The organism is Bradyrhizobium sp. USDA 3240 (assembly GCF_054063295.1).
Genome location: NZ_JBSSGD010000002.1, coordinates 1713518 through 1730874 on the forward strand (window position 1 = coordinate 1713518; position 17357 = coordinate 1730874).

Annotated in this window: 12 protein-coding genes and 1 pseudogene; 4 read left to right on the plus strand and 9 right to left on the minus strand. The window is 61.6% G+C overall.

Annotation, left to right across the window (positions count from 1 at the left end):
- Positions 1–62: 62 nt before the first annotated feature.
- Positions 63–344, plus strand: a complete 282-nt coding sequence (locus ACVIGA_RS08980) for a hypothetical protein (RefSeq protein WP_223975681.1) — start codon at positions 63–65, stop codon at positions 342–344.
- Positions 345–432: 88 nt separating this feature from the next.
- The gene (locus ACVIGA_RS08985) at positions 433–1413 is read left to right on the plus strand and encodes a DUF4424 domain-containing protein (RefSeq protein WP_456666103.1); all 981 of its coding nucleotides are present in this window, start codon (positions 433–435) and stop codon (positions 1411–1413) included.
- An 8-nt stretch (positions 1414–1421) separates the two neighbouring features.
- Here the strand turns inward: ACVIGA_RS08985 and ACVIGA_RS08990 are convergent, their stop codons facing one another.
- The 9 genes and pseudogenes from ACVIGA_RS08990 to ACVIGA_RS09030 all read right to left on the minus strand — a co-directional run bounded on the left by ACVIGA_RS08990 (position 1422) and on the right by ACVIGA_RS09030 (position 15028).
- On the minus strand, positions 1422–3227 hold the full coding sequence (locus ACVIGA_RS08990; RefSeq protein WP_456666104.1) for a serine/threonine-protein kinase: 1806 nt from the start codon (positions 3225–3227) through the stop codon (positions 1422–1424).
- Positions 3224–4000, minus strand: a complete 777-nt coding sequence (locus tag ACVIGA_RS08995) for a PP2C family protein-serine/threonine phosphatase (protein WP_456666105.1) — start codon at positions 3998–4000, stop codon at positions 3224–3226. The genes ACVIGA_RS08990 and ACVIGA_RS08995 overlap by 4 nt, the downstream gene beginning before the upstream one ends.
- A gap of 6 nt (positions 4001–4006) precedes the next feature.
- The gene (tagF, locus tag ACVIGA_RS09000; protein WP_456666106.1) at positions 4007–4708 is read right to left on the minus strand and encodes a type VI secretion system-associated protein TagF; all 702 of its coding nucleotides are present in this window, start codon (positions 4706–4708) and stop codon (positions 4007–4009) included.
- Entirely contained in the window at positions 4705–8253 is a 3549-nt protein-coding gene (gene tssM, locus ACVIGA_RS09005; protein WP_456666107.1) for a type VI secretion system membrane subunit TssM, read from the minus strand. The genes tagF and tssM overlap by 4 nt, the downstream gene beginning before the upstream one ends.
- Positions 8254–8297: 44 nt before the next feature.
- A complete protein-coding gene (tssL, locus tag ACVIGA_RS09010) occupies positions 8298–9512 on the minus strand; it encodes a type VI secretion system protein TssL, long form (RefSeq protein ID WP_456666108.1) in 1215 nt (404 codons plus the stop codon).
- A 305-nt stretch (positions 9513–9817) separates the two neighbouring features.
- Positions 9818–11156 (minus strand): annotated as a pseudogene (gene tssK, locus ACVIGA_RS09015) (type VI secretion system baseplate subunit TssK).
- Between the two features lie 48 nt (positions 11157–11204).
- Positions 11205–12578, minus strand: coding sequence for a type VI secretion system-associated FHA domain protein TagH (gene tagH, locus ACVIGA_RS09020; RefSeq protein WP_456666109.1), 1374 nt, complete (start codon positions 12576–12578; stop codon positions 11205–11207).
- 12 nt (positions 12579–12590) lie between these two features.
- Positions 12591–13154, minus strand: a complete 564-nt coding sequence (locus ACVIGA_RS09025) for a DUF6931 family protein (protein WP_456666110.1) — start codon at positions 13152–13154, stop codon at positions 12591–12593.
- Positions 13155–13159: 5 nt separating this feature from the next.
- Positions 13160–15028, minus strand: coding sequence for a type VI secretion system Vgr family protein (locus ACVIGA_RS09030; RefSeq protein WP_456666111.1), 1869 nt, complete (start codon positions 15026–15028; stop codon positions 13160–13162).
- A 351-nt stretch (positions 15029–15379) separates the two neighbouring features.
- Between ACVIGA_RS09030 and ACVIGA_RS09035 the strand changes: the two genes are divergently transcribed.
- Together ACVIGA_RS09035 and tssB are read left to right on the plus strand one after the other, a co-directional pair.
- Positions 15380–16693 (plus strand): type VI secretion system protein TssA, encoded by a 1314-nt coding sequence (locus ACVIGA_RS09035; protein WP_456666112.1) that lies wholly within the window; start codon positions 15380–15382, stop codon positions 16691–16693.
- Between the two features lie 125 nt (positions 16694–16818).
- A complete protein-coding gene (gene tssB / locus ACVIGA_RS09040) occupies positions 16819–17346 on the plus strand; it encodes a type VI secretion system contractile sheath small subunit (RefSeq protein ID WP_223975665.1) in 528 nt (175 codons plus the stop codon).
- Positions 17347–17357: the final 11 nt, after the last annotated feature.

Genomic DNA, 17357 nt, shown 5'->3' on the forward strand with positions numbered 1-17357 from the left:
TCCCGTTCAACTCTCTCACTGGACGGTGATAGTTCTAATCATTCAGCCTGCAGTGCAAAATCATGGCCAGAAACAGATTTGAGCAAGTCAGCGAAGTCCAGCCCGACGCGATTACTCTGGTTTTAAGGCGCGACGATGGAGGTGCCTCAGGGTCAATCGTGTTGTCGGCCGCTGCAAGCGGGGGACGCCTGAGCAGCGACCAGGTCAGCGCCCAAATGCCGGCCCAGGACGCCTTTCGCGGCGCAGTCCGGCTCGCCAATGACATGAAGCTAGCGATCGTGGTTTGCGACCAGGATGGCGTCTGGAAGCCGGAATGGGGAGACCTTTACCAGGCGATCGATTGACCCCACCCGGGCAGCCGCTGCGGCGCCGCAGGAGGCCGGCATGGCAAATGGAGCGTTAAGCGGGCGGTCGTTGAGGTCGCGAGCCTTGATGATCGCCCTGTTGGCCGCAACCAGCTGGCCCGCGCGAGCGAACGATTCCGCGGCCGAATTGTCCATCGGCGGGCTGCAATTCGTTCGCACCAAGGATGTGGCCATGGCGAGCGAGGAGCTTCGCATCGGGCTGGACAGGGTCAGCGTTCGCTACCAATTCGTCAACCAGGCGAGCAAGCCGGTTGCACTCACTGTCGCCTTTCCGCTGCCCGACATCGATTTGTCCGACGCCGAGAACATCGCTTTTCCATCGAACGATCCGGTCAACTTCGTGGATTTCGAGACCAGGATCGACGGCAACGCGGTGCTGCTGACCATCGACCAGCGCGCCATGGTCGGCAATAAGGATGTCACCGCCCTCCTCCGACAATTTAAGCTGCCTCTGCTGCCGCTCGGTGATCGGGATATCCGGATCGCCGACCTGCCGGCGGCAACTCGAACCAAGCTGATCGATGACGGCCTGCTGATGCCTGCCGGCATGAGCGACAACGGTCGCCAGCAATACATGGCTGGCTGGATAACCAAGACTTCGGCCGTTCGCGAGCAGGTGTTTCCGGCGGCGCGCACCGTCATCGTCGAACACCAATATCGCCCGAGCGTCGGTTCCAGCCCTGACACGGTCCTGCGCTCGGGCCTGCGTAGCAGCCCGGCGCTAGCTCCGGAAGTCGAGCGATACAGGAGAGATTATTGCGTTACGGATGCGTTCCTTGCCGAATTGGACAAGCGCACCGGTAACGGCCAGGCCAATACCTCAAAGCTGCAGGAGCGGCGTATTTCCTACGTGCTCAAGACGGGGGCGAATTGGGCGGGTCCAATCCGATCCTTCACATTGACGATCGATCCGGGCAGCGACGACAATCTGGTCAGTTTCTGCCCCGGGCGGCTCAAGCCGTCATCTGCCAACAACTCGCGTCAATTTTCGGCGAGCGACTTCAAGCCGGATGCCGACCTGAAGATCCTGATGATCGGCAAGTTCTGAAGAACGGCTCAGTTCGTGAGCATCACATAGCGAGCGGCCGCAGTCATGGTCACGTTGCCGCGCTGGGCTTCGCTCGTTGCCTGCAGGAAGAATGTGTCGGCGGCCATTGGTCGCGGCTGGCGCAACGAATCCAGAACCCGCGGGGTCGCAACGACCAACAGGAGTTGTGGACCGGTCGTACGCTCCATCGGCAGGGCAAAGGAAAGCGAATCGATGCCCGGCTTCAGGAGATAGGACAGGCTGCGCACCTCGCCGCGATCCGAGATCAAGAGCAGTTCCACCACCCGATTGGCAAAGTTCTCGACGGTCCCACTGAGGGTCTCGCCGGCTTTCAGCTCCGTCGCCGACAGGTTGATGCGCGGCGCACGCGCTTGATCGCTTCCGACCTGACTCAGGAACTTGACGGCCGGACATTGCGCCTGATTGACCTGCCTGACGCCGACCGAAGCCTCAAATCCCTGTTCCTTTCGAAACGCTTTGTCGAACGTATCAAACGGCGCGGTCGTAGCGCCGAAGCCTTCAATGACGGCTGCGCTTGAGCTCACTGCAACAGGTAGGATGAAGAAGCAATCGCCACCCGCATATTGGGCAACATATTTGCGGATGCGCTCGGCTCGACCCGGCCCATCGAGAGACGGAGACGGTGTCACCGCCGGCTGAGGCGGCAACTTCACCGGCTCCTGACGTGCCGGCTGTAGCGGAGCAGCCTCGCTCGGCGGCGCGGGGGTCCCGGCGAGTTTTGGAGGTGGCGGCAAGGCCGCCACGCCCGACGTCTTCCAGACAAATTTATAGAAGCTGTACCCGCCGCCTCCCAGCAGAAGCAGCAGCCCCGCGACGCCGGCGCCGAGCCAGATGCGGCGAGGCTTCCGCGTGGTTGGCGGCACCCGCTCCTGCTGCGCAGACGTCCCGGCTTCTAACTTCGCCAATGGATCGAAGCCGTAGAGCGGTGCGGCGGACGAATGAGCCGATGCCGATGGCATCCAGTTGGCGACCTCCGCCATGGTCGGGCGCAAGGCCGGGTCCGGCTGCAGCATCTTCTCGAGAAGCGGCCTGATACGCATGTCCACTGCGCCAAGATCGGGCACACGTCGACGCTTCTCGACCAGTTGAAACTGGCTCCCGCCCATATCGAGCTTCTGTCCGGTCAAGGCATGGAACAGCACGAGGCCAAAGCTGTAGACATCAGACTTCGCGGTGACATCGTTGCCGTACAAGCCGACCTGCTCCGGCGACGCGTAATTGTCCTTGCCGGCGAAGCCGGAACCGATGATGGTCTTGTCACCCATCTGCGTTGACCGGGCGATACCAAAGTCGATGATCTTCGCCCGCCTTACATCATCGAGCGGCACGATGATGTTGTCGGGGGAAACATCGCGATGGACAATACCGTGCTCATGAGCGGCCTGAAGGCCCAATGCGACCCGCTGCGCCAACTTGATCAGCGCTTCGAAGGTCAGCGGTCCATCGTCGAGCATGTTCGACAGCGAGCGCCCGTTCACAAATTCCATCGCGAGGTACGGGCGCTGCAGCACGGGTTCGACCGTGAACAGAAAGTAGCGAACGATTGCTTCATGCGGAAGATTGTGAAGTGCCGCTGCCTCCCGGCGGAACAGCGCAAGTGCCGCTTCATTGTCGACCATGTCGGGCAGCAACATCTTGACCGCAACAGGCGATCCGGTCTGGATCTCGCGGCATCGGTAGACCTCCCCCATGCCGCCTGACCCGATCATCGCTTCGATTTCGTAAATGCCGTTGAGCCGGGTGCCGGCCGGTACACCGCGGTAGTTTGACCGAAATGGACCGTTCGCGGTCATGGTCGCGGCTCCCGATCGAGCGGCGTCCTCGTGGGCTCCGAGGAGCGTGGCACGAGCAATCGCGCGATCACGATCGTAACGTTATCGAGCCCGCCGCGCTCGAGCGCGAGCGCGAGCATGTCTTCGCAGGCTGCCTGAGCAAGTCGACTCGCCGCGTACTGCTGGATCTCGTCATCCTGCACGTGTCGGGTCAAGCCGTCACTGCAAATCACGAAGACGTCTTCCGGTTCAGCCGGACCGGTCACCACCTCGAACTCGGGGTCGGCGACAACGCCGACTGCTCGGGTGATGGCACTGTTCGGCCAACCCTGGACCTCTTCGCGCGATAGCGCACCACCGGCGATCAGCTCCTCTAACTCGCTATGATCGTGCGACACCTGTTTGATGCCGCCGCGATTGATCCGGTATACCCGGCTGTCACCCGCCCATATACAGGCATAATGGCCGTCGCGTATGAGCAGAACTGCCGTTGTGGTCCCGACAATGGCGCCCTGCCTTGCATGGCTGAGTGCTAGGATCTGCTGGTTGGCGCTGAACAGACGCGCCTCGCATTGCGCCAACAGGTCCGCCGCCGAGTCCGGCGCGCCGATGGTATCAAGCGACTGCACCACGATGTTGCTGGCAAGATCGCCAGCCTCGTGACCGCCCATACCATCGGCGACGGCCCATAGGCCGATGTCGGTTCTTACGAGGCATGAATCCTCATTCCGCGCTCGCACCCGTCCGGCGTGAGTGACGCTACCGACATCGAACAGGGACGGGATGTGTACCATCGTGCGTCATCCCGTCTCGGATACTGCGCGGCCGATGTCACCGGTCAGCAGCGTGGAATAGTGAAACGGATCCGGTAATCCGCGGCAACAGAGCGCGGTCGGCGAGAACCCTTCGCCTCCGGCGGTCCACCAGAAACTGGCCGAGGCATAGACTTGAGGGTTCGCGCCGCAAAGCGTGCCGAACGAATCGGCGAACCCATCGACCGTCGAAACCATTCCAAGCGTCGCGCCGCTCGATGACACGTTTGACGGTCCATCAGTCCCCGGCGTCCGCAGACGCGGGAGCGCGAGACGATCGAGCACATCGGAGATCTGCTCGAACGTCGCAGCCCGGTCCAGGGTCGAGAGCAGGAACGTCTCCACTTGGCCAAACCACTCGTCCTGCGGATCGATGTGTGGTGGCGGCAGCGCGGTGTCGCCATCGGGCACCACATGCAGCGTCAACGGATAGTATCGTCCGACGCCGTCAAGCGACGGCATGATCGCTCCTGCGACGGTGGTACCGCAGATTGCGGCGCCAAGCCAGAATCGCCAAATTGGCGCGGTCAGGAATGCTTCCTGCCAGGCGGCGCCGAGTTGATGGCGGCTCGCTGAGATGGCAGCTTGCACCCACGGCTCCCAGGCTTCCAGGAAGCTCCGCGGCGTCGAGATCGCGATGAAATCACGCTTCGCTCCGATCTTGCCGAATAAGCCGCATCGCATGGTCATATTCCGGTCGGGCAACGAAACTCACGGAGCACTGACAAGTTTAGCGGATTGCGCAACGATCCGGTCGAAATCTGATAGTTGAGCTCACGTCCGGCGACAATGAAAGTTGCACTGGCGGTTTCCGCCTTGGCGACCAGCGAGCCGGCCTCCAGCATTCGGAACAATGACCAGGGGCCGATACGCTCAAGGACCGATGGCGAGCCGGTCTCGTTGCTGACCGAAATTGCCGTGCGCGGCGATGGGCCCGGCCAGAGCACCGTAGTCGGTGAATTGCTCTGCTGCGGCGGTGGAGCAGCGGGTTGCGGCGTACCGAACATGGAGGGAGCTGCGGCTGGTCCTTGCGTGGTGGGGCTGGTGATCGTCGTGCCACCGATCTCGGTCTTGACCGTGATGCCCGGTCCGGCCGCAGCCGGCGGCCGGATCGCAAAGGACACCGCCGGCACAGCGCCGCCAGTCTGGAAAAAGGCATCGCGGATATAGGCGGCACTCTGGAACTGCTTCAATGTGTCGGGCGAGAACGATCGGCCGACAGGACTCTCCTTTCGCCAAACCCAGTCCGAACGCGACGTATCTGCATAGGGCGCCAGGAATTGAGTGAAAAACTTGTCCATGATGCCGTTCGGGCTGAACAGCTTGGCGAAATCCGCGAGCGGCACTTCCTGACCGCTGCTCCGTACAAACGGATAGCGGTTGGTCACCGTCTGCTGACAGACCGGCGTGACTTGATCGCGCAACGACTGCAGGATCTGCCCGGCCGTGGAGGCGGCGATACTGCCTTCGAACTCCGCGGCCGCCGCCCGCAGCATATCGGAAAACGGTGGCGGCATGCGCGAGGCGTTGTTGCGCAGCGCTGCTACCTGGGTCTGAAGCCCCGCCGTTGCCTGCGCCGTCAGTTGCGGATTCTCGACCATCAGCGTCAGATTTTGCGCGATGTCGTTCAGGTTTGCGATTGTCGAGTCGATCGGTCGGCGGGTGCTCTCCCCTTCAAGCACTGCATGGTAGGGTTTGAACTGCGACTCGATCGCCGCGCCAGGCGTACCATCCTGGGCATTGTTGAAGAGCGCCGGCGTGGTCGCCGCAGGCGGCACGGCTGGCGTGCCTGCGCTCGCCGGCTTCGGGCGCTCCTTGGTCAGCATCGTCTCGTCACGCACCGACTCCAGGATTTGCCGCATTGGCGATGTGGGCGCCGAAAGCGCCCTCAGCACTTCGTATTTCGGCTTGTCCGCGAGCAATTTCTTCAGACGCAGACTACCAAGCGCAGTGCGCCACGTCGTTACGAACTCATTGGAGTAGATGCTGAGCAAATCGCCAGCCAGGTTGTCATACTGCTGGTCAATCGCCGACTGCTGGCCGGCGTCACCCAAGACCCACCGCTCCCGCTTCATGCGCTCTGACAATCCGGGCAGTCGAGCGATGAACTTCTGATTAAAGCCATTGTAGGTGAAGAACTCGGGTACCCGCACGTTGTCCAAGGGCTGTCCGGTCGTGGTTTCGAAGACAACTGCCACGTCCGGACCGCCTCGGCGGCTGACGATCCAGTCGCCGGCGGTCGATCCACGAGCCTCCGACTTCAAGAACTCGTAGGCACGTTGCGACACGCTGAGGCGCGCTAGCGAGTTCTGGGCCTGCTTGATCAACCGGCCGTCGAGCTCGACCAGCGGCGGCTGCTCGGTTTCAAGGTCGAACATCGCAGCAAGATTTTCATCGAGCAGACGCCGTCCTTCCGCATTGGTCGCGCCGGGATAGAGGTTGTCCGCCCAGTCGCGCTGCATCCAGGAGCGGATGAGCTCGCGGTCTGGGGATTGAAGGCCGCCGAGCATCAGGTAGACCTTCAGCGCCTCATAGACGAAGGCAGGCTCGCCGATCCGCGCATTGAGCTGCTCCTCCAAACGGTAGAGCAAGCGAGGCCTGAACATGCGCTCAAGCGCAGTGTGATAGGCTGCCTTTGCGGGCGACAACAGGCGCGCGTGCTGACTGAGCCCGTAACGCGCCGAGAGTGCTACCGGCTCGTTCCGTGAGGCATAGCCAGCCGGCGCGTTCCGCAGCCGATAAAGGAGCGGCAGCACCTTGTCGAGATCATGGTCGGCAATCAACGTTTGCTTGATCAGCGGCGCACCGGCGGCGGCATACTCGTTGTCCGCCTGCAAGCTCTGCTCGATCAGGTCGGAGTTGCGTTTGTAGCTGGTCAGCCACGCACCGATCAGTCCGATCGCCACCAAACCTATCACCGATAGTGCCGCGGTCTTGAGGATCAAGGCGCGGCGCACCGCGGCACGGTCGGTCGAGACCCAGTCGGCCTCGCCGATGATGACCTTCGAAATCAAATCGGCGAGGAAGTAGCTCTTGCCGGTCCCGGAATAGGCTCCAGCACCGACTTCTTCCGCACCGAATGTACGCGCCAACGATCCGATCAATTGATCGATCGGCGTACCCTGCTGGGTGCCGGACGTGAAATAGAACCCACGCAGATTGGCGTTCACGTGATATCGCGTCGGCTCAAATATCTGGTTGAGGAAATCGTGGATTTGCGGCTTGAGCCGCGCCATCTGCGCCGGGAAGCCAAACAACTGCACCCGGTGCTGCGGGGTCGGCTCGTCCTGCAAGCGGTCGAGCGTTTCCTCGCTCAGGCGCTCCAGCAGGCGATCGAACTCGACCGGGACCTGCCCCACCAGATTCTGGGTCTTGTCGGCGGTCTGGAAGGTGGCGCCCCATACCTGGCGCCGGCCGGCCTCGCCGAGATAGGCGAAATATTCGGTGAAACCGGCAACGAGATCGGCCTTGGTGAACAGCGCGTAAACCGGGAAGCTCACTTTCAGCCTTTGATGCAGTTCGAGCAGCCGCATCCTGATAGCATCGGCATGCAGCGCGAGTTCCTGCTTCGGCAGCGTCAGCACGTCCTCCAGACTGATCGCGACGAGAACGCCATTGATCGGCTGGCGCGACCGACTTTTTTTCAGGATGTCCAGAAAGGACAGCCAGCTCTCCTTGTCGGCCTTGCTGTTTGAGTCCTGGGTTGTGTAGCGACCGGCGGTATCGATCAGCACCGCTTCCTCGGTGAACCACCAATCGCAGTACCGGGTGCCGCCGACTCCGGCGATCGCCGCCGGCGTTGCCCCTCGCGCGAGCGGAAACTTGAGCCCCGAATTGACCAGCGCGGTGGTCTTTCCCGCACCGGGCGGACCGATGATGACGTACCAGGGCAGATCGTAGAGATACCCGGACTTGTTGCCGCTTGTGGTCTTGAGCGTTGCGAGCGCATCCTTCATGCGCTCCTTGAGCACCGGCTCGTCGCTGACAGCCTGGTCCGCACCGCTGACGCCGTCGGCGATCTCCTTAGCATTCTTGCGTCGCTTGAAGAAATGAAGACCGGTGACGCCTGCCGCCGCAGCGCCGAGCAGCAGAATCGCGATCTGGCGAATGATGTGATTCTCCAGCGGATGCCAGTCGCCGAAAGCAAGGAAGGGACCGGCAAGGTAGATCACCGCCCCAAGCGAGCTGAGCCCGACTCCATAGAGAACGATGCGTAGAATGTCCTTGGCGAGCATATTTGCCGGTACCTGTCGCTTACGCGTGAACTTGTGGCGTCCGCCTATTCGCTACGTTCGATGAAGATTTCGACCCGACGGTTCTTGGACCGTCCCTCCGGTGTCGAATTGCTGGCAATCGGTGAATCGAATCCCTTGCCGTCGACGTCGATGCGCGAACCATCCGCGAGGCCGGGTTTCAGCGCGGCGGCAACCGCCTTGGCGCGCTCGAGCGACAATTCGAAATTCGAGGGGAAACGGACGGTGCGGATCGGCGAGCTGTCGGTATGGCCAACCACTCGGATGCGGCCGGGCTCCTTGTCGAGCGTCGCCGCAACGCGGGCCGCGATCGGCTTGAAGCCATCCAGGATGGTTGCCTGGCCCGAGGCAAACAATGCGAGATCGCAGACCCTGATCACGATGAAGCTCGCCGTCTGATCCGCCGTCATGGCGCACGCCGTCTTCTCCTGTGCAAGCGCGTTGCGAATGCGCTGCAGCTGGGTAATGCGATCTGGGGGTGGCGGCGGCGGTGGAGGTGGCGGCGGCGCAACGACGCGGCGCTTGAGCTCGATTGGATCGCCGGGATGCAATGCCAGCGCGACTTCGGCGGCATTCTCTGCACGGCCAGCCAGCAATGTCCTCAGCACAAAATAGGATCCCGTCAGCAGCGCGGCGACCACGGCCGCCACCAGCCAAACCGGAATGCGCAGGTGCTTCCGCCGACCGGCCAAGGCCTGGCCGCGCCAGTGCGGCGACAAATCGTTGGTCGGCTTGGGGCGAACCCGGCGCAACGTCTCATAGAGGTTGCGCTGGATCACCTGGAGGTTCGCAAGCCCGCCCGGCGAGGTCCGGTGGATGCCCTGGAACCCGAGCGCAAGGCAGGCGTGCTGGAGTTCGAGCACCGGATAATTGACCAGCGGATCAGTCTTCAAATGGTCGAGAATCTCGAAGAAGCGTACGCCGCCGACGCGTTCGCCGAAGAACCGGCTGAGCATCGAGTATTGCGCCCAGACGTGCCGATCGTCGGTCGGAATGTGCTGCACGATATCGTCGGCGGTAGCGCACAGGATATACTTCGCGGTATTGGCTTGGTGTTCGGAAATGCCGGCCGAGCGGATATCCTTCTCGAAGAACTTGATGGCGTCGGCGACCTGCTCCATTAGGCTCGCGAATGACGCCCTCATCAGCGCTACTCGCAGCCGGCCAAGCAACTGCAGCAAGGGGCCGCCGGCGCGCATCACCGGATTGGCGTTTGGCGCGACCAGATCGTCGACACGCAAGGGCGGTCCGGGCGGCAAGATCGGTTGCTGCGCCGGAGCCTGCGCCGGTGTCGAAATCCATTCCTCCGAGGGCTGACTGGTCGGCGGGGCGGCGTAGGTTGCGCCCTGCGGTACGGGAGAAAATGAGGGCGGCGAAGGGCTACCCGGCGAGGCCACGGGCGATGGCGAGTACGCCGGACGGCTTGCAGGCCCCTCCCCTGCTGGAGGTTGAGGAGCCGGAGCAGGCGGCACCTTCCCGCCGGGGTTCGGACGGATGATGGTCCGCTCGCCCCGACCGAAAGGATTAACCGGCTTGTCCCTGTCGGTCATGGCCGCTCTTCCAGGATGGCCCAAAGGTACAACTCAAGCTCCGGCCAGTCGCCGGAGAAATGCATCCCGATCGAGGCAGCTGTGCTGAACTCCGGCCACAGCGGCGACTTGCGATCGAGATAGAAATAGACGTGGTCTGTGATGGCTCGGATGTGCCGGTGGCGGCGTCGGTAAATGCACCAAGGTCAAACCCGGCAGGTTTGCGTGTACGATCTCGGTCATCTTGGTGTTGGGCCCGACCTTGAACAGGTGCGGGAATTCATTCTGAATCTCGACGAGAGGCCGCCGCGCGGCAACCTCCAGAACCAAGGTAGCATTTCGGAACAACGCGCGATCACGGATCGGCGATACAAATGCGTTCTGGGCGCGTTCGATGATCTCCAGACGGATCGCCCGCCTGCCCAGCCGCGCGCTCAGGAAATCCTGGATGTCGCGCACCAGCGGCGTGAAGACGTATTCGAGGTTGTCGTGATCGTATGCCGGGTAGTCCCGCGCACGTCGTTCGGTGGTCGCGAAAGTCGCAAGCTCACCGGCAAACCTCAGCAGTTCTTCGTACAGCCGCTCGGGATGTACGCTGCCGGACCGCTTGAAATGAGTTAGCACGGGAATGGTCCGGTTCAGAACCTGCAGCACCAGGTAATCGACGCTCTGCAAGCCGCCGCCGGACGATGGATCGACCGCGTAGCGTGCAAGCTCGTCGAGTTTGGTCTCAACCCAGCCAATGATGCGATTGAGCCAACCATCGATAACCGGATGTGCGGCGCAGACCAGCATCGGCGGCACAAATTTGTCGTCGAACAGGATGTTCTTGTCGCGCACCTCGAGGATGCGGGCGATGCCGAGACCCATGTATCCCGGCTTGCTGGTTTTGCGCAGCTCGAACGACAGCCGCGGATAGACGATATCGATCTCTTCTTCGATGCGCAGCGCCGAGGTTGAATCGATAAACGTTTCGGAACTCCGAACGTAACGACTTGCGCTGTCAGTGCGATCCTCATCCACCTCCCGCGTATTGGGCGCTGCGACCGGCATCATCAGCCAGACGATCTGGCCTGCGGCCGAATCCGGCACTTCGATCGCTTCCGGGATCGGACTGTCGGCAGGGATATCGAAAGGCGTTCCATCGGGCATGACGCCGGCCGCACGGCGCACGGCGAATTTGCTCTGCTGAGTAAGATCGTTGTCGATCTCGAGCTGCGCAAAGCCCCATGGGTACGGTGTTGTGTAACGAACGCGCTTTTCCAGCAGATGCTCGAGATAGCGATCGCCCTGCTGCAGATGATGCGGCCGCAGAAACAGACCTTCCGACCAGAAAACTTTGCTGTACCAGGACATTCCTGCATCCACTTGGCAATGATCGGCGACGGCATCGTCACCGACAGTTCACTTTGACCCCGACTTGTCTGCGCGGTCGTAATATTCAGAGAAATGAAGCATGAAAGTATCGATCGGCGCGCTTTCGTCGCGACCAAGATGCGCCTTCCAGCGCGTCAAGAATTCATCCCACAACTTACTCTTGTTCGAGCCGAAAAAGGATCTTGCGCCGCGCTGAAGCTCGAGCTCGCGCGCCACCAGCGTTGGATCGATACTGGCGATCAGCCCCCCGACGGCATGCTGCATTGCCGCATAAGTCTTCAATTGATGGGATTTGAGATCTTTGAAGCCCTGCGCGAAGGCATGCGGCGCATCGAGGTAACTGCGCGTCGGCGGCCCGAACAGGATACGCATCGCGTCTTCCGCGGTCGGCGAGAATTTCAGCGGATTGTTCTCGATAGCCTGGATGGTGGTTTGACTGGTGCTGCGCGTCAGTTGCTTGGCCTGGGTCCGCGCCTGCAGCAGGGCCATCAGATTTTCCACGGTCATGCGCAGTATGATCCCCAGCTGCTCCGCGAGTTCGGCCTCGGTCTTGTCGGCAAAGAAATTCTCCGGCAGTCCGGCAGCACGGGCCACCAGGCGTGCGAATTCGGGATTGCCGATCGAGGTGGCCGAAGCCGGTACCGGCTCGGCCACCTGCGGCCGCGGCGCTCCCGCATGCCCTGCCGGTGGCGCCGACGGTGGCGGGACAGCTGCTTCATCGTCGACCCAGACCGATGGTCGGCGCGGCGTCGGCATCGCGCGCAGCACGTCGGCCGGCGGTTGAGGCGTGGCGACCGGACCGGCTGCCCAGCTCATGTCGTCGTGCGAAGGCGGCCCTCGTTGAGGCATCTGGGGCGAATGCCGGACGGGGTCGACGCCCGCCGGCGGAACGCTCGCCGCCCAGTCCAGGAACTCCGCATTGACGGGCCGCGCTGCTTCGCGCGGCTTTCTCAACTGCTGGGGGTCGATTGGCGGCGGCACGTCGCGGCCGGGAGCCCACAGCTCGTGGTAATCGGCGTGCTGCTGCGCGAGAGAAGCTTGCTGCTGCGTGCCATGGCTCGGAGTGCCCTCGGCACGCTCGTCCAGGTCCAGCGAAACGCCAATGACATAGTGGCCGATGACGAGGCGATCGCCATTGCGTAGCCGATGCGCTCCCCGCATGCGCTGGTCTGCGCCGTTAAGAAAGGTGCCGTTGGTCGAGACGTCGTGCAACCAGTAGCCGCCGTCGCGATAATGGACCTCACAATGCTTTCCCGAAATCATCCGAGACGGATCGGGCAAAGTCCAATCGAGATGACGATCGCGGCCTATATCGACCGAGCGCTGGCCGGTGACCGTAAATGAAACGGGTCCGCCATCGGGGAGGTTGGGCTCGTTCTCGATGTTGAAGCGAAGCACCATCACATCGTCTCGTCAGCGCAGAGGGCGCGGTTCGCCGCGGGCCAATTGAATACCATCCTCCAGGCAGGCCGTCATTATCCGGTCCCTGGACTCATGGGTAAGCCGGCAAAGTCCGATCAAAAGAGCCGCGCGAACCGCCCGCGCCGTCTGATCTGGCTTGGCTTCGACCGGGGCAAATTCCGCAGGGACGACGCTCCCGCCAGACCAGCCCGCCGCCAGCGCCAGCCAGGTCGCCGGCTGCTCGGGATCGTTGGCGTTGCCGACCGCCAACGCCTTGTTACGCGATTGCTCGTCTGGCTGCTGGACCCAGGTCTCGGCAAAGCTGAGTGACCTGCCTTCGTTGCCGTCGAAGTTGTCGAACATCTGCCGCAGCGAGCGACATCCCCAGGCGACGGCCACGCGCCTGGGGAGCAGGTACGCGCAGAAGGATACAGCCTGATGCCAGTTGCCTGCATCAGCGACCTCCTGCAGGAAATCCAACGAGAACTTGTCCGGGGTGGCGCTGCCGACGTCGTATCGCGCCAGCGGATAGGCTTCAAACAGATCGCGGACTGTGCTGAACCGAACTTGACCCATGGCCGTCAGCCGACAATGGTTGGTGTGCCGTGGGCAACCAACGGGCCGCCGGCCGCGAGCGTCATGGCGGCCTGCGCGGTCATGGTGATGGTCGGTGCGTTGATGACGATTCCGGCGGGGGACAGGATGATTTGGCTGGGACCAACCTGGAGGGTGATGTTGACATTGGCCGTGAGGGTGATGCTCAGCCCCGCGTTGACGGACTGATCCATCGCCAGCTTGATGTGCTGACCACCCAATTCGATATCAAGCTTGTCATTGCCGTTCTTGAGTGTGGTCTTGCGGGTATCGCCGCCGAACGCGGCTTCACCGATGGTCCTGGTCTCGGTGTCGCGGACCGTTACGTCGTAGTCCTTTTCGGCGTGCAGGGTGATCTTCTCGGACCCTTTCTTGTCCTCAAAGTTCCATTCGTTGTAACCGCCCCCTCCCTTGGTCGAGTCGGACTTCAACCCCGCGATCGTCTTCTTGGACGGTAGATCGTAGGGCAGCTTGTATTCATCGTTATACACCGTGCCGATCACCAAGGGCCGGTCGGGGTCTCCTTCCAGGAATTCCACGACGACTTCCTGGCCGACGCGCGGGATGATCTGACCGCCCCAGCGCTTGCCGGACCAGACTTGGGCCACGCGCAACCGGCACGACCGCTTCTTCTTTCGATCCCAGAAAAAGCGAACATAGATTTCGCCCAACGACTCGACGTCGATTTCCTCGCTCGAATTGTCGTCCTTGGTGACGACCTTGGCCGTCTGGATACCGTTGATCCTCGGCTTCGGCGTCATCATGGGAGATCGAAACGGCCGATCGCTTGGCAGAAATTCATAGCTGCCGAAGTAGACGTGCTGTCCGCCGTCGCCGGGACCGCCAGTGCGGTAGGACTCGATGGAAAACGAGTGAGCTGCTCGTACGACGAGATATTCAACGTTCTGCGAGTCTCTCGAATGCTTCTCGAGCTTGGTTAGTCCTCCCGGGAACAGGTTGACGGCGTCGCCGTTGCCGCGGCGGCGCCGATCCATCGCCTGCTCGGCCTGGAGCTGAATCTTGGCGTATCGCTCGCCGTCGGATTTCTCCTTGAACTTGCCGGGATAGTCGTAGAACTCCATCTCGGATCGCGTGTAGTGCTCAGAACCCTTGGCGTCGCTGATCATCTGCGCGTTGGGTTTCTGGTAGTTGTAGTCGTTGAGCTCGAACTTGCCGGTACGAAATCTGCGCTCGGAAACCCATTCATAAATATGCTGCTCCTCGCGGCGGTCGGATCCGGTCAGCGGGACATAAGGGATTTTTGCGAGACCGTTGATTGGGCTGTGCGAGGACTTGGAGTCAGCCAGCACCAGCGTATGCTTGCCACCCTCATGCTTGAAAAAGTAGTAGATGCCGTGCTGCTCCATCAGCCGGCATACAAAATCCAGATCGGTCTCGCGATACTGAACGCAGTACTCGAGCTTTGGACATGAGCCTTCTTCAGTAAGCTTGGACTCATAATCCGTGAAGCCGCGCTCGTTGAAGACCTCCTTGATGATGTCAGGCGCCTTTTTGTCCTGAAAAATCCTGCAATCGGTGGTGCGCGACAGCAGCCATAACCAGGGTCTCAGCACGATCCGGTAGTTGAAATAGTCGTTCTTGACCCCGAGCCACTGCGCTTCCGTGAGAATGCCACTAAACTCGCGCTCCTTCCCGTGCAACTTGATCGTAAGCGTGCACTGCTGGCCGATCGCGCGATCAAAGTCGAGATCGGCGTCCTCGCTGAAGCACTCGATACGATGTTCGAACAGTTCACTCAGACCTTCAGAGGACTCGAACCTGACAAAAACCAGAACGTCCTTGCCAAGGGGGGTCTTGAGCTCGCAAAGGCGGGTATCCTGGGTAAGCTGGCCCATGTGGGCGTTAAACTCCTTGGTTGACCGCACGATCCGCGCAACCGGCGCATCAGGTCGTCAAGCACGAAACAACCGAAATCCGAGCCAGCCATCGGTAGGACGACCGACCAGTCCGCCTGGGGTCGCCCGCTCCTGACGCGCCAAAGTACGCGCCCGATGGAACTATCCCGGCATTCATGTAGTCGGCTCCAAGAGCTTGTTGGTTCACGCGAAACGGTCCTGGCCGCCGGGAATGAACCGAGGTCATCGTTGATCTGACCAAACAGACGACGGGGTCATGATCCCCGTCCGATCCGCCACTTGTGACGGTCTTGGTAAAGGGGCTAGGGCCCGTAGACGGACCATCTTTGCATGCTCGATGTCACATCCCTGACCCAGCCCATAGCCCCGGACGATCCCTGCGGGCCTGACCTCGATGCGGCCGGGGATGTCCAGTACCTCAATTTCTTCGCAGGTGCGGAATCGCTGCTTCCGATGTCGTATTTCGAGGTCGTCAACGCCAATGGAGAGCGCGGACGATTCGACCCAAAGGCCATCGACATTGCCGGCCAATTCGCCGCTGCGCAGCCGCTCTTGGCACGCACCCGCGATCTGCGCCTGACCATGCTGCTCGCCAAATTCTCCATCTTGAACCGCGATCTCGACGGCTTTCTCAGCTGCCTGAAGGCGACCACCGTGCTGCTGCGTGAACAATGGGATGCGGTTCACCCGAGGGGCGAGGACGGCGACTATGCTTTTCGCGCCGTCACCGTCGAGGCGATCGACGTGTTTCCGACGGTGATCAACCCGCTCCAATTCCTTCCCCTGATCGAAAATCGCAGGCACGGCAGCCTCAACTACCGTGCCTATCAGATTGCCAAGGGCGAAATTCCCGCCGCTGAGGCCGACGTCGACATGCCCGATCTCGGAAGCATTGAACGCATCATCGGCGAGACCGAGCTCGACACCCTCAAAGCGGTGAGTACCCGCTGTTCCGCGGTCGCTGCCGAGATTGCCGGCATCAAATCGATTTGGCACGAGAAGTTGAATTCGGGGCAACCCATCAGTCTCGACAGGTTGGCGGGCGTCGCGAATGGCATGGCCAACTGGCTCGCGGCGCTGGTCACCGCACGCGATCCGGCAGCGGCCGCCCCCTCGCCGGACGAGGCTGCCCAAGACGGCCCGCAGCTTCCGATCGAAATCGCCGGCGCCGTGACCTCGCCCGGACAGGCATCCGCGGCGCTGGCGGCCGCTGCCGAATATTTCGCTCGAAGGGAACCGTCGAGCCCGGCACTCCTGCTGGTGCGGCAGGCACAGGACATGGTTGGCAAATCGTTTATCGAAGTGATGCGGATGCTGATGCCCGCCCACGTCGAGAGCGCCGCCATCAATATCGGTCGCGACAAGGTATTTGACCTGCCGATCGAGCGCATGGCGGAGTTCGCCACATCGCTCCCATCCACGACGGAAAACGACACCCAAGACGTTGTTTTTGCAACAGAAAACAGAGCCCAAGCGTTGGACTTGCTGAGCAAGGTAGCGTCTTTCTTCCGGACCGCGGAGCCGTCCAGCCCGATCCCCTTCCTGGTCGATCGTGCACGCGAACTCGCACAACGAGATTTCCTCAGCCTGCTGAACGAAGTCCTGCCAGAGGGCGCTCTGAAGGCGATCGACAAATCGAATTGAACCCGCCTTCCATTCGAAGGGACTAACTAAACGAAAGGAAGCTTTGCCGAAGAAGACCCGGGCACTTCCCTGCCTGCGTCGCGCAAGTCGGCTTCCGCAGAGATTTTTGTGAAGAGGGCACCCCAATGGCAACCGACAGCGGCCAAAAATTTATTCGCCGAAACCGCGCACCGCGCGTGCACATCACTTACGAAGATCCATACGACGCCGAACGCTTAATCGAACTGCCGTTTGTCATGGGCGTCCTGTCCGATCTTTCCGGCAACAACCCCGGCGTCGAGAAGGCGAAGGTCGAGGAGCGCAAGTTCCTTGAGTTCGACATGGACAATTTCGACAATCGCATGACGGCGATCCAGCCCGGCGTGACGACGCGCGTCGTCAATCGTCTGAGCGATGACTCTGACGAGAAGATCTCCGTCAACCTGCGCTTCAACAAGATGTCCGACTTCACGCCTGTGGCGGTCGCTCGCCAGGTGCCGGCGACGGCCAAACTGCTCGAAGCACGTGAACAGCTCGCCAACCTGCTGCGCTACATGGATGGCAAGGTGGGTGCCGAGGACCAGCTGAAGAAACTCCTCGCCGATCCTCAACTGATGGCCGCACTGCGCGAGCGCGCGGCCAGCCAGTCCACCGAACCCGACACCAACAGCTAAGGGAAGGATGG